The organism is Planococcus beijingensis, assembly GCF_016820615.1.
GTDB lineage: Bacteria > Bacillota > Bacilli > Bacillales_A > Planococcaceae > Planococcus > Planococcus notacanthi.
Genome location: NZ_JADHDZ010000001.1, coordinates 499993 through 512699, shown reverse-complemented (window position 1 = coordinate 512699; position 12707 = coordinate 499993). Strand labels below are relative to the sequence as shown.

At 45.8% G+C, this 12707-nt stretch carries 14 protein-coding genes; 4 read left to right on the top strand and 10 right to left on the bottom strand.

Features of this window, described 5'->3' with window-relative positions; all coding sequences use genetic code 11:
• Positions 1-15: 15 nt before the first annotated feature.
• From IRE19_RS02365 to IRE19_RS02355, 3 genes are all read right to left on the bottom strand, one after another.
• The gene (locus IRE19_RS02365) at positions 16-849 is read right to left on the bottom strand and encodes an MIP/aquaporin family protein (protein ID WP_191713733.1); all 834 of its coding nucleotides are present in this window, start codon (positions 847-849) and stop codon (positions 16-18) included.
• Positions 850-1026: 177 nt separating this feature from the next.
• A complete protein-coding gene (locus tag IRE19_RS02360; RefSeq protein WP_191713732.1) occupies positions 1027-1572 on the bottom strand; it encodes a glycerol-3-phosphate responsive antiterminator in 546 nt (181 codons plus the stop codon).
• A gap of 32 nt (positions 1573-1604) precedes the next feature.
• A complete protein-coding gene (locus IRE19_RS02355; RefSeq protein ID WP_203339689.1) occupies positions 1605-1880 on the bottom strand; it encodes a YciI family protein in 276 nt (91 codons plus the stop codon).
• A 306-nt stretch (positions 1881-2186) separates the two neighbouring features.
• Between IRE19_RS02355 and IRE19_RS02350 the strand changes: the two genes are divergently transcribed.
• Complete coding sequence (locus IRE19_RS02350) at positions 2187-2897, top strand: MBL fold metallo-hydrolase (RefSeq protein WP_191713731.1); 711 nt, start codon at positions 2187-2189, stop codon at positions 2895-2897.
• Between the two features lie 73 nt (positions 2898-2970).
• Here IRE19_RS02350 and IRE19_RS02345 read toward each other — a convergent pair whose 3' ends face one another.
• The gene (locus IRE19_RS02345) at positions 2971-3516 is read right to left on the bottom strand and encodes a GNAT family N-acetyltransferase (RefSeq protein ID WP_203339201.1); all 546 of its coding nucleotides are present in this window, start codon (positions 3514-3516) and stop codon (positions 2971-2973) included.
• 69 nt (positions 3517-3585) lie between these two features.
• Positions 3586-4230, bottom strand: a complete 645-nt coding sequence (locus tag IRE19_RS02340) for a flavin reductase family protein (protein WP_191713729.1) — start codon at positions 4228-4230, stop codon at positions 3586-3588.
• 406 nt (positions 4231-4636) lie between these two features.
• On the opposite strand from IRE19_RS02340, the gene IRE19_RS02335 reads away from it, so the two are divergent.
• From IRE19_RS02335 to IRE19_RS02325, 3 genes are all read left to right on the top strand, one after another.
• Positions 4637-6169, top strand: a complete 1533-nt coding sequence (locus IRE19_RS02335) for a glucosyltransferase domain-containing protein (protein ID WP_203339200.1) — start codon at positions 4637-4639, stop codon at positions 6167-6169.
• Between the two features lie 121 nt (positions 6170-6290).
• Positions 6291-7466, top strand: coding sequence for a DUF2157 domain-containing protein (locus IRE19_RS02330; RefSeq protein ID WP_203339199.1), 1176 nt, complete (start codon positions 6291-6293; stop codon positions 7464-7466).
• On the top strand, positions 7463-7909 hold the full coding sequence (locus IRE19_RS02325) for a GDYXXLXY domain-containing protein (protein ID WP_203339198.1): 447 nt from the start codon (positions 7463-7465) through the stop codon (positions 7907-7909). The genes IRE19_RS02330 and IRE19_RS02325 overlap by 4 nt, the downstream gene beginning before the upstream one ends.
• Before the next feature lie 59 nt (positions 7910-7968).
• Here IRE19_RS02325 and IRE19_RS02320 read toward each other — a convergent pair whose 3' ends face one another.
• The 5 genes from IRE19_RS02320 to galU all read right to left on the bottom strand — a co-directional run bounded on the left by IRE19_RS02320 (position 7969) and on the right by galU (position 12617).
• Positions 7969-8673, bottom strand: a complete 705-nt coding sequence (locus tag IRE19_RS02320) for a CpsD/CapB family tyrosine-protein kinase (RefSeq protein ID WP_203339197.1) — start codon at positions 8671-8673, stop codon at positions 7969-7971.
• A 4-nt stretch (positions 8674-8677) separates the two neighbouring features.
• Positions 8678-9403, bottom strand: coding sequence for a YveK family protein (locus tag IRE19_RS02315; protein ID WP_203339196.1), 726 nt, complete (start codon positions 9401-9403; stop codon positions 8678-8680).
• Positions 9404-9652: 249 nt separating this feature from the next.
• A complete protein-coding gene (locus tag IRE19_RS02310) occupies positions 9653-10366 on the bottom strand; it encodes a sugar transferase (protein WP_191713723.1) in 714 nt (237 codons plus the stop codon).
• A 19-nt stretch (positions 10367-10385) separates the two neighbouring features.
• The gene (locus IRE19_RS02305) at positions 10386-11711 is read right to left on the bottom strand and encodes a UDP-glucose dehydrogenase family protein (protein ID WP_203339195.1); all 1326 of its coding nucleotides are present in this window, start codon (positions 11709-11711) and stop codon (positions 10386-10388) included.
• Positions 11712-11726: 15 nt separating this feature from the next.
• A complete protein-coding gene (gene galU / locus IRE19_RS02300) occupies positions 11727-12617 on the bottom strand; it encodes a UTP--glucose-1-phosphate uridylyltransferase GalU (protein ID WP_191713721.1) in 891 nt (296 codons plus the stop codon).
• Positions 12618-12707 lie beyond the last annotated feature (90 nt).

Below are 12707 nucleotides of genomic sequence, written 5' to 3'. Positions count from 1 at the left end.
GATCTCCTCCAATGGTTATGAAACAATTTTCTCTTCTAATTTATCAGCGGTGGTCCGCTCTTTTTTCAATTCTACACTTGCTGCACCGAATAAAACCAGGAACAAGATTGCGCTCATGATCCAAAACGGCAAGCCGTATGCACCAGTGAACAATGCTTTATAGAACAACGCTCCGTAAACGCCGCCGAAGATAGGTCCGATAACCGGTACCCAGGCGTATGACCAGTCCGATTTTCCTTTGCCAGGAATCGGCAGCAATGCGTGCGCGATACGCGGTCCGAGGTCACGTGCCGGGTTGATGGCATAACCCGTCGTTCCGCCGAGCGACAGCCCGATTGCTAGAATCAATGCACCGACAATCAACGGATTCAAGCCTTCCGTGAATTCATTGGCACCGATAAACAGCAAGCCCATGACCAATACGGCTGTGCCGATGATTTCGCTGACCATATTTGAAAATGGCCGGCGGACCGCTGGAATTGTCGCGAATACCCCAAGCTTCGTTTCTGCATCTTTGGTGCGTTCCCAATGCGGCAAGTAGTTTAAAAAGACAATCGTTGCCCCGATGATCGCCCCCAAAATCTGTGCGGCTATGTAAACGGGCACTTGCGACCAAGGAAAATCGCCTACAGCTGCAAATCCAAGTGTCACCGCCGGATTTAAGTGTGCTCCTGAAAAACTGCCGACCGCATAAACGCCCATCGTTACTGCCAATCCCCAAGCAATCGTAACGACGATCCAGCCGCCATTTTCAGCTTTGGAATCTTTTAATGCCACGCCTGCTACCACACCCGCACCGAAAATAATTAAAATCATCGTGCCGATCAATTCTGCTAAAAATTCCGTCATTGTCACAAACCCCTTTGTATTTTTTGAACCATTATCAGGAAAACATAAAAAGACCCACGCTGAACCAAGCGACTTCTCCATAAGAAGCGCTCGTTCCAGTGTGGGTCTCCATTTCTCCTACACAGTTCTTAACTTGTAAATACTAAGTTACCAGTTCATGAAAACGCTGTCAACGTTTTATAACTCCCAAAGTTCGGGCTGAGAAGTTGAAATTGCTTTGGCTCCACCATCATAAGCCAATAAAATATCTTCTTTTGTGCGGATCAACCCGCCGGCAATTACCGGAATGCCGGTTTTATCGAAAACTTCCTTGATAACAGATGGAATGATTCCAGGCAAGATTTCAATATAGTCCGGCTTCACTTGATTGATCAGGTTGATATTGTGTTCCAGCGCCTGGCTGTCCAGCAAGAATAGCCGCTGAATTGTCATCAAGTTATTTTTCTTGGCCAATGCGATGACATTGCTGCGTGTTGAAACGATGCCATCCGGTTTGACTTCCCTCACAAGGTATTCAAAGCCATAAGAATCTGTCTTCAGTCCCTGAATCAAATCGACATGAAGGATGACTTTCTTTTTGGCTTTTTTCGCGACTTGCACCAATTGCTTAAGTTGCGCCAAGCGGATTTCCAAAAAGATGATGTATTCGTGATCGCTCTTCAACAAGCGTTCAAATTCTTTCATATTACGCAAAACCGGCAAAACGCCTTTTAACTCATGCACCGAGTTTCCCCCTCAATCAAATTACAGAATTCTTACGGAGCTTCCTCCGCCCAAACGGCTTCCCATTCAAAAATTTCATATCGCCTGGCGCCTTCCACAATATACGGATCTGTAATGACCAGCGCTTCACAGGCTTCAAGCGATGGAGCTTTGTAGATGACCAATCCGCCCGAACCGTCTGCAAACTTGCCATTGGCTGCCACGTGTCCGCTATTGCGCATTTTCTCGAGAAACGCCAGATGCTGCGGCCGAAAATCCCGGCTCTTGTCTGCCTCTTTCATCGGCAATAACACGGCGAAATATTTCATGATCATGCCCCCTTTCTCCTATTATAAGGAGCACGCCCGAAAAAGTCTTTCATTGCCATCATTTCTATGGAAATCCGCGTGGAATTCCAGTTAATTGGATATACAGTCCGGCTTCATTCAAATACAGTCCAGATTGATGAAATACCGTCCAATTCCATTACCACACTGTCCAAACTCAAAAAATACTGTCTACGACGAATAAAACTCATTCCAACAGCCTAAACATCGGATGAACACCGATTTCAAACTCACAAAAATGGGTAAACTGGAACTACTATACTTTAATCGTTAAGGAGCTGGTTGGCTGTGCAGATGACGAAAAAAGGACCTGTCTATCAATTGACATTCATGCCCCGATTTTTCCCGGTTAATTGCTATATCGTCGACGAAGAAACGGAATTGACGCTTGTGGATGCTGCGCTGGGATTCAACGCAAAACAGATTTTATTGTCCATCAAGGTTATGGAAAAGCCGTTGACCCGCATCATCATCACCCATGCCCACAGTGACCATATCGGCGCACTTGATGCCATTAAACGTGAATGGCCCGATGCCGTCGTCTTCATGTCGCCACGTGATGCGCGTCTGCTTGCAGGCGACATGAGCTTGCTGCCTGGCGAACCTGATTCGCCGATCAAAGGCGGCGTTCCCAGAAACGTCAAAACACAGCCCGACCGCTTGCTTGAAGAAGGAGATTCCGCCGGCTCCCTGCAAGTGGTCAATACACCTGGCCACACGCCGGGTTCCATTTCGTTGCTGCACACACGCTCTCATTTCCTGATCGCTGGAGACGCTTTCCAAACACGCGGCGGCATAGCTGTTTCCGGTACATTTAAGCCGTTGTTTCCGTTTCCGGCCTTTGCCACATGGAACAAACAAACCGCATTGGAAAGTGCCAAGAAAATCCGGCAATTAAATCCGCAGCTATTGGCTGTAGGACATGGCAAGATGATCGACAAACCGCTTGATGCCATCGATTTAGCCATCATGGAAAGCGAGAAAAGCCTGCAATCCTAGTTGCTGATGCACAACAGCTATTTACACAAACTAAAACCGTTTGCCCGGCAATTCTCCGGGCAAACGGTTTTAGTCAAATGACTTTTTTCCGGCTCACACGCATCAGCATCACGGGCCTCGGTTCATCCAGTACTTCATCAACTTGCCGCGTCTTTTCAAATCCTGTTTTTTCGTAAGCACGGATGGCAACTGTATTCCGGATGTCCGGATCAGTGACGCAGAACTGGATTTTTGGATCTGTAAAAATGATTTCTTTCAGGAATTTTTGAAGTACTTTGGAACCGAGCCCTTTGTTCCGATAGCTTTTTGCGCCGATCAATATATCCAGACCGGCAGCTTTTTGCAATTCCTCGTATTTTTCATTGCCTGGATAATCACTCCAGTGATATGTCTGAATATAGCCGATGGGCGTCTCTTCGTAATAGATGATATAGGGCTTGGTCGAATCCTTGCCCTTGATGCTGGCTGTGAATTCCTGCAGAAATTGGCCATATGTATGGCCTTGTACATAACCCCAGAAGCGATTTGTTGGTGGTTCTTTAGTAATCCAATCATAGAGCTGCGGCAAATGTTCACGCCGCAATCGACGAAAACTGACTTTCCGTATATCCAAGCCCATCCCAACACCCCTTTCTGTTTTTCTAGAAAGAAAAACTGCTGTGCTTTATTCTATGCTACAAACAAAAACTCACGGTTTCATTGATTTGTCCACAGGCGTCTTCAAGATGTCTTCCAGATTTTCAGTCGGCAATGAAAAAATGGTTTCCACCGGCGCATAATTTCCGGCTAACCGGCCAATCGGCGCAAGTTTCTCCAAATTAATGCGGCCATTTTGATACAGCTCGTCTTTCACATGGAACTTGACCAGTCGGCCAATCACGAGATGGTCGTCCCCCAACTGGATGATGTCATGCAGTTTGCATTCCATATTGATGGGCGCTTCCAATACGCGCGGTACCGATACAGCAAGCGATTCCGTCGCCGTCAATCCCGCGTACGCAAATTCATCGACTTCACTCGGTACATGTTCCCCGCTTTTGGCCATTTCGTTGGCCAGCGATGCTGTGACAATATTGATGACAAACTCCTGGTTGTCCCGGATGTTCTGCAAAGTATCTTTGACCGTGCCCGCGCGTTCCTCCACCCCTTCCCCTACAGAAAATGCCAGCATCGGCGGATTTCGCGATACCACTGTAAAGAAGCTGAAAGGCGCTAAATTGGCAATGCCTTCTGGGGACAGTGTCGACACCCAGGCAATCGGCCGAGGCACCACACTGCCGATCAATAATTTATAGTTTTGCTTGGCCGTCATATTCAGCGGATCGATGATCATTGCCGTTTCCCCCTTTAACAATCTCTATTGTTATTCTTTTCCCTTTTGGGTCCATGCCGACCCGCTTTCAATGCGAAAATCACCTTTCACATTCCACCAATCAGCTGTCTTTCGTTTATTCGATACTAGCTGATTGTATCCCTGTCTAGTTTTGGGAATATGGAAAATAAAAAGGCAGAAACCCCCGTCGTTTCAGGTTTCCAACTTGTTATTTACAAGATTAGGCTATTTACCATTTCAAAAGGTATTTGCCTCTCAATTTTTCTAGATCTCTTGATTTCACTGGCGCACTCTTCCGGAATTAAGAAATACTCTGTTTTCCACATACAAAGTTTGCTATGATTGGAAATGGAATTTATTAACCAAATGCACGTAGAAATTTGTAAGAGATTAGGAGCCGATTGAAATGCCTGAAGAATTCATGTCGAAGTGGAAATCCGCAATCAAACCGCAATGGAAAACCGCCTTTCTATCTGCGGCCATCATCGGCTTTTTGTGCCATATGTTTGTGTTCACAAATATCCTTCCCAACCATGATAGCTTGGTCAATATGCACAGCCCTCAATTAAAAGGAGAGTCTGGACGCTTTTTCCTGTCGCCTGTCAGTGGCATCAGCTCTTATTTCGATTTGCCTTGGATCAACGGGACACTTTCTGTTTTTTATTTGGCATTGACCGCCGTGGTTTTAGCTGAGTTGTTCCAATTGAAAAAGACCTTTTCCATTGTGGCAGTCAGCGGTCTGATCGTTACATTTCCGACCATCGCTTCCACCTTTTCCTATATGTTTACAGCAGACGGCTATATGCTCGCTTCGTTGCTGACCGTGCTGGCTTTGCTCATCACCATCAAATATACCTACGGATTCATTGCAGGTTCCATCGTTTTTTACATAGCCGTAGGCGTTTACCAAGCCAACCTGCCGTTTTTGTTAACGATTGTGATTGTCTTTTTGATCAGTGAAATCCTGGGGAAAAACATCTCTTTCCAGCAATTCAAAAGCTACATCCTTCGCATCTTTGGAATGGGAGCCCTCGGCATGGCTTTATATGCCACTAACTTCAAACTCTATTCGAGTCTATTTGCTGGAACGATCACCAGTTATCAAGGGTTGGATTCGGTCGGCGAAAGCAGCGGCTCCTTTTTTGACGGTTTTGAACAGATCCATGAGGCTTTCACGTTTTTCTTTTTCCGCGGATTTATGACAGACTTCCCGGTCCAGCTGTTTGAATGGTTGAACGCCGCCGTCTTCTTGCTGATTGCTATCGGATTTGTCCTGCTGTTCATTCAAAATCGCATATTCACCAATGTTCCGATGGCCTTGATTTCATTGGGGTTGCTGCTGTTGATGCCGCTAAGCTCTTACATCCTGTATTTTGTTTCTCCTGACGTGGTGTACCATATGCTGATGGTGCTGTCGCTTGTCGGTTTCTATCTGCTGCCTGTGCTCTTCTATGAACATCTCACCATTCCGACCATGGCCGCCAAAGGGTTCTCTTGGTTAGCTGTAGTGAGTGCATTCGTTGTCGTATTCAATTTTGCCGTCATCTCGAACATTTCCTACCTCAACATGGAATTAAGATATGAAAAGTCCACTGCATTTGTAAACCGGCTGATCAGCAGAATTGAACAAACCGAAGGAGTGACGCCGGAATCGAAACTGGCGTTGATTGGCAGAGTTCAATTGGGATCCCCACTGAGCAAAGAGATCATCCCCCAAAGCATACCTAGAGTTATGGGTTCTTTAGGAGACAGCATCCTTCCGCTCCCTTACCATTACAACGCCATGATGAAAGGCCATTTTGGCGTCAATTACAAATTCATTTCTGAACAGGAACGCCAGGAAATTGCTGCTTCCCAATGGTTTGCAGAGATGGAGGCATGGCCATCACCGAATGCAGTCCGCGTAATTGACGACGTAGTCGTCGTAAAGCTTCAATAATGACACGAGTCGAACACGGCTAGAATCATCCGTCGTTCGGTTTTTTCAATCTCGTATCATTTACCTATCTAGCCTGATTATTTAGGGCTATAATGGAAGCAAATAGAATGGGGGGATTAACGTGGACACCGAACAAAAACTGAAACAATGGCAGGAAGCGGGATTACTGGATTCCGAAACTGCCGAACGAATTTCAGTATTTGAAAAACGCCAGCCTGCCCCTAAAAAGCTGCCGCTTCTTTTGATGATCGGCTTGATTTTCTTTTCACTGGCGATTTTCAGTTTTATCGCTGCCAACTGGCAGGCCATACCGGATTTGGCAAAAGTGCTGGTGATGCTTGCATTGATGTGGCTTTTCTATACCATCGCTTATTTCTCTGAAAAGAAAGCGTTTGGCTCTCCGCTTCTCTTCAGGGTGATTGGCCTTGCGATGTTCGGAGCTACATTACTCGTAGCTGCTCAGACATTCCACTTTCCGTTGGCAAACTCCTTGCTTCCATGGATCATGTTCTTGGCTGCGCTTGCCCATTATTTTTATTGGCGGAATCTCATCTATTCCGTCATTGGATTTTTCTTTGGCGCAACCGTTTTGCTGTCGTTTCTTCCCGATATCGGCTGGGTCGAATGGGTCCTCTTCATCGCCGTGGCCGTCACCTGGTTTTACTTCAGTAAAACTTTTGCCCCAGTAGCCTTCAGTTGGCTTCTGCTGTTCGCTTCGGGATTCATGTTGTGGGGGCTAGTGGAATACGACAGCCTGTTATGGCCAATTTGGACTTTGTTTGCACTCTTGCTCCTGCTATTGATCGTCCCAGAGAACAAACAACGACAGATTCGTCCATTTTATCTGTTGACAGCTGGCATGTTGCTAGTCGTTTATTTGGCTGTTCGCGGACAGACGTTTATCAGTCTGGTGGATGAAAGCCATATGGCAGAAGCTATCGCTTTAGCAGCTGCCGCTTTCGGTGTGCTGGTATTGAGTTTTTTCAAATTCCGCTCACTCTTATGGATCGCCGTCCCCGGTCTCATCGGCCTATTGCTGTTCGACGAAACCGCGATCGGTCTCGCAGTAGTTGCTGAATTGTCCGCTCTTGGATACCTGATTATCGCCCAGCGGCAAAATGAACCACTCGGACTCGGCTTTGTATACTTTATCGTTGTACAGTTTGTCATCTACATTATTTACGCTTGGGAACGGCTCGATATGTCGCTGTTCTTCTTGATTGGAGCCTTGCTGTTGTTCTTGTTATCAGCTATCGCCTGGTGGATCAATCGCCGGAAAGAAGGTGTAGAGCGATGAAATCCTGGATATTCCCGATTGCCCAAACACTCATCGTCGTCTTGCTGCTCGTGAGTTATTACGCCGCATCCTGGTTTGGCGAACAATATGTTCTGCGGGCCGAACCGTTTGACCCGTTTGATCCATTTTACGGCGAATACGTCATGCTGCAATATCCAGATCTCAAATCGAGCGAAATCACAAACGACAGTTCCATCTATTTCACACTGAAAAGGGCGGAGGATGGATACGCCGTCATAGACCGCATCGAAAACGAGCCCTTCTTCGGAGCCATCACCGGATCTGTCTATGACGGCAGTGTCACCGCCCCACAATTGGAACAGTTCTATGTAGAACAAGGTACCGGTCCGGATCTCGAATCGGCCCGTGACTTGCAAGTGACCATTGACGTCTCCAGTTGGGGAACCATCCGCCCCATCGACTTACGGGAACGCACAGAATAAATGCATGAAAAAAGTTCAATCAGCCTTCTGATTGAACTTTTTTTGCTTTCAAATCTTCTTTATCCGTCTGCTCCATAATACTGTGCATAAGCAGTATCTTTCTGGACCTTCACGTTATTGATGACCGCTCCAAGCAACCGGGTTTTCGTGGAAGCCGTAATGGCTTCTTTTGCTTTGATGGCGTGGTCTCTCTCGGTCTTTCCTGAATTGATCACCAGAATGGTGCCTTCGCATTTATTCGCGAGGATGACGCTGTCTGTGACGGATAAGACAGGAGGCGTATCAAAAATCAACAAATCATAGACGTCCAATGCCTGTTCGAACAGCAGGTCCATATTTTGGGAGCTCAGCAACTCTGCCGGGTTCGGCGGAATCGGACCACACGGCAAAAGATCCAAGTTCTCAATTTCAGCTGGCTGGATTGCCACTTTTAATGCAATTTGACGTGCCAGCACATTCGACAGCCCTCTGGAATTATTGATTTTGAATGTGTGGTGCATAGTCGGCTTCCTCATGTCGGCATCAATAAACAACACGCGTTTGCCTTCCTGTGCAAAGACAATCGCTAAATTTGAAGCTGTGGTCGACTTGCCTTCTGAATGGGAAGCCGAAGTAATGACCAACGAACGGATGTCTCCATCAGGTGAAGTGAAATGGATATTCGTCCGCAGCGTTCTAAATTGTTCAGATACGCGCGACCGAGGATTGGTGAATGCAATCAGCTTTCTATTTTCTACTTCAGGCTTGCTCTTCTTTTTCAACATTCAGTTAAGCCTCCCTGCGTTTAAAAGCTATCGGCTCGTTTGCCGGGATGTCTTCTTCTTCATTCATCGGTGAGATGGCCCCCAAAACCGGGATGCCCAATACATCATGAATGTCTTGTTCACCTCGGAGAGTTGTATCCAAATATTGGAGAATAAAGGCGACAGCTGCTCCAACGAGAAGCCCTACAACTGCTGCCAATAAAATATTCAATGGCGGATTCGGAGACACTGGTGTCTGATTATCCATCACGACGGCCTGCGACAAAATAAAAACATTGTCTACACCCATTAATTCAGTAACTTCCACTTCAAATATTTCAGCCGTCCGATTCGCTATTTCTACTGCTGCAGCCAAATCAGCATCGTGCACCTGTATATTAAGGAGCTGGGAGCTTTCCGCAATTTCCACTGTCACTTTTTCTGCTAACTCTTCATAAGACATATCCAGCCCCAATTGGCTGATGACCTGTTCGAGTATGACCGGACTTTCAATGATTTCACTGTATGTACCCATCAATTGAAGATCAGTCTCGATGCTCAGATTGTCCAGGGCTGCTCCAGCTTGCTGCTGGCTGATCAGGAGTTGTGTAGATGTTTGGTAAATAGGGGTGATCATGTAATACGACACTAATGCGGTTAAGACCATAAATGCAATCATGATGGTCAGGATCAATCGAATTCGATTCTTCAAAATTCCGTAAATTTCACGCAGGCTGATGGTTTCCATCATTTCGCCACCCCTCCTTTCAATGAAGAGAAATCTTAATCACGGGGACAAGGGATCTATTGTCGCTTTTTATATACCAAACCGGGCCTTTTAAATGGCGAATCGGTTTTTCGCTGATTACCCAGCTATGGGACATCAATTTAAATGTTTGATGTCCCAGGACCGGCTTATTGTGAATGGGTAACGACAATCAAAATATGTAATGCCCATGTGCCGGATAGCCCATGGTTTATGCAATCATCGCTCGCTTCGTCAATATGCATCTTTCGAACCGAACAATACGAGAATGGTCTTTAAAATCAACTTGATGTCCATCACCGTATTGCGGTTTCGGATATAATCCAGATCCATCTCAACCCACTCCTGGAAGCTGATATTGCTTCTTCCATTCACTTGCCAAAAACAAGTCAATCCAGGTGTCACGCTGATGCGCTGTTTTTCGTAGTTTGTGTATTGTGCTACTTCATCAGGGAGAGCGGGTCTTGGGCCGACGATGGTCATATCTCCATTCAATACGTTAACCAATTGCGGCAATTCATCGATGCTGGTCTTTCTGATGAACTTTCCAATTTTAGTGATTCTCGGATCGCTTTTGATTTTAAATACCGGTCCTGATGCCTCATTTTGCTTGAGCAACGAGGCTTTCAAATCTTCTGCATTGCAGACCATCGAACGGAATTTGTACATATTGAAGGTCTTGCCATGTTTTCCGACTCGTTTCTGCTTGAAGAATACAGGGCCTTTAGGGTCCTCTATTTTAATCATCAAGCTCACGATCAGGAATAGGGGAATCAAGATAATCAGCCCCATCAGCGAACCAGCGATATCCAGAAAGCGTTTTGTATATAAATAGCCATTGCTGGTATTTGTTTTGACGCTTTCAAACACCATGTCACTGTATCTAGTATTCATATCCATTTCTTCTTTTTCAGGAGCGGACACTGACATTTGAATCACCACTTTCATCTTAAATTCACCTTATCAATCAGATGGGCGCTGCTTCAATCACCTTTGTAGCAACAGGTCTGCCGATTGAATGATATTCGATTCCATTGCTCTCCACAGCTTCCAATGAGAAACAATTTCTTCCATCAATAACGAGTGGCTTTTTCATGGTTTTGAACAGGGCCAGCTCGATATTTTTGATTTCATCCCAATCGGTCAATATCAGTGCAGCTTCACTATCGGCAATCGCTTCTTCAATTGAATCAGCATATTCAACAAGTGGGTTCAGGATGGACTTTGCATTTCCCATGGCAATCGGATCATAAGCAATTACTTGCGCACCTTGTTCGATCAATTCTTCAGTGACCCGAATGGATGCTGATTCCCGCATGTCGTCAGTATTTGGTTTGAATGCCAGTCCCAGCACCGCTATTCTTTTGCCTGTAAGGATCGGCAGGCAGTCATTTAACTTCCCGATCAGAATCCCCTGCTGTTTTTTGTTGACATTGACTACACCTTTCAACAGCTCGAATTCATACTCGACATTCCCCGCAATTTGGATCAAAGCTTTTGTGTCTTTTGGAAAACAAGATCCTCCGTAGCCGATTCCCGCTTTCAGGAATTGGCTGCCGATTCGCTGATCCAGCCCCATGCCCGTTGATACATTTTCTATGTTGGCTCCCAATAATTCGCAAATATTGGAGATTTCATTGATGAAACTGATTTTGGTCGCCAGAAATGCATTCGAGGCATACTTGATCATTTCTGCACTTTTGATATCCGTCTTGAAGATAGGGACGCCAAAAGGCTGATTGATCTGTTCAATGACATTGCTTGCATACTCGTTTTCCGCTCCGATCACAATACGGTCTCCATGGAACGAGTCATGGATCGCCGACCCTTCTTTCAGAAATTCAGGATTCGAAACCACTTCCATCTGCAGGTTCGCTGCCATATGCGATTGGATGGTCTGCTTGATCATGTCATTGGTGCCTACCGGAACGGTGCTTTTTGTCACCACAATTACATTTTGTTGAATATTTTCAGCGATATCATGTGCAGCCTGGATCACATAGGACATATCAGCAGATCCGTCCTGATTTTCGGGTGTACCCACCGCGATGTAGATCACATCCGAATGCTTAAGGCCTTGCCGGTGGTCTGTTGTAAAGCTTAAACGGTTTTCATTGATGTTTTTTGTCATCATTTCACTGAGACCGGGTTCATAGATAGGCGAAATCCCCTGTTGCATCTTAGCAACCTTGTCCTGGTTGACATCAATACAGGTTACATGATGGCCGATTTCAGACAGGCTCACACCTGTTACCAATCCGACATACCCAGTTCCTATTACCGAAATCTTCATACGGACGCCCCCAACTTAAAATAATGGTGAAGCTGATTTCTCAGCCATCAATTCTTTAATGATGCTTTCCACGTCTTTTCCGAATTCTGGGCTATCCAAAGCGAATTCGATGGTTGTCCGCAGGAACCCTAGCATCTCGCCTACGTCGTAGCGTTTTCCTTCAAAATCATATGCGTAAACTTTTTTCAGTTCATTGAGTTTTTGGATGGCGTCCGTCAATTGAATTTCTCCTCCTGCACCAGCTTGCTGGGTGCCCAGGAAATCGAAAATTTCAGGAACCAGAATATAGCGTCCCATTATCGCCAGGTTGGAAGGAGCTGTTCCTGGCTTTGGTTTTTCTACGTAATTGCTGACCTCATAGCAGCGTCCATCGACCGCACTCGGATCAATGATGCCGTAACGGTGTGTTTCCTGATCAGGGACTTGCTGGACACCGATAATGGAAGACTGCATTTTGTCGTATTGGTCGATCAATTGTTTGAGACATGGTTTATCCGCTTTAACAATGTCATCTCCCAGCAATACCGCAAACGGTTCATTGCCGATAAATTTACGTGCACTCCAGACTGCATGCCCTAAGCCCTTCGGTTCTTTCTGGCGGATGTAGTGAATCTCCACATTCGAGGTATGCTGAACTTTTTCAAGAAGATCAAATTTTCCTTTTCTGAACAAATTGTCTTCCAGCTCGAAATTTTTATCGAAATGATCTTCAATGGCGCGCTTGCCTTTCCCCGTTACGATAATGATGTCTTCTATCCCGGAAGCAATTGCTTCTTCGACAATGTACTGGATTGTCGGTTTGTCTACGATCGGCAACATTTCTTTGGGCATTGCCTTTGTCACTGGAAGAAATCGAGTCCCAAGCCCCGCTGCTGGAATAATTGCCTTTGTCACTTTCTTTGCCATAAACTCCACCCGCCTTTGATAGTTTCCGAATCATCGATTCCTATCTTTACGAATGGGACAGAATAAGTTTTTTGTACACAAAACCCTCAA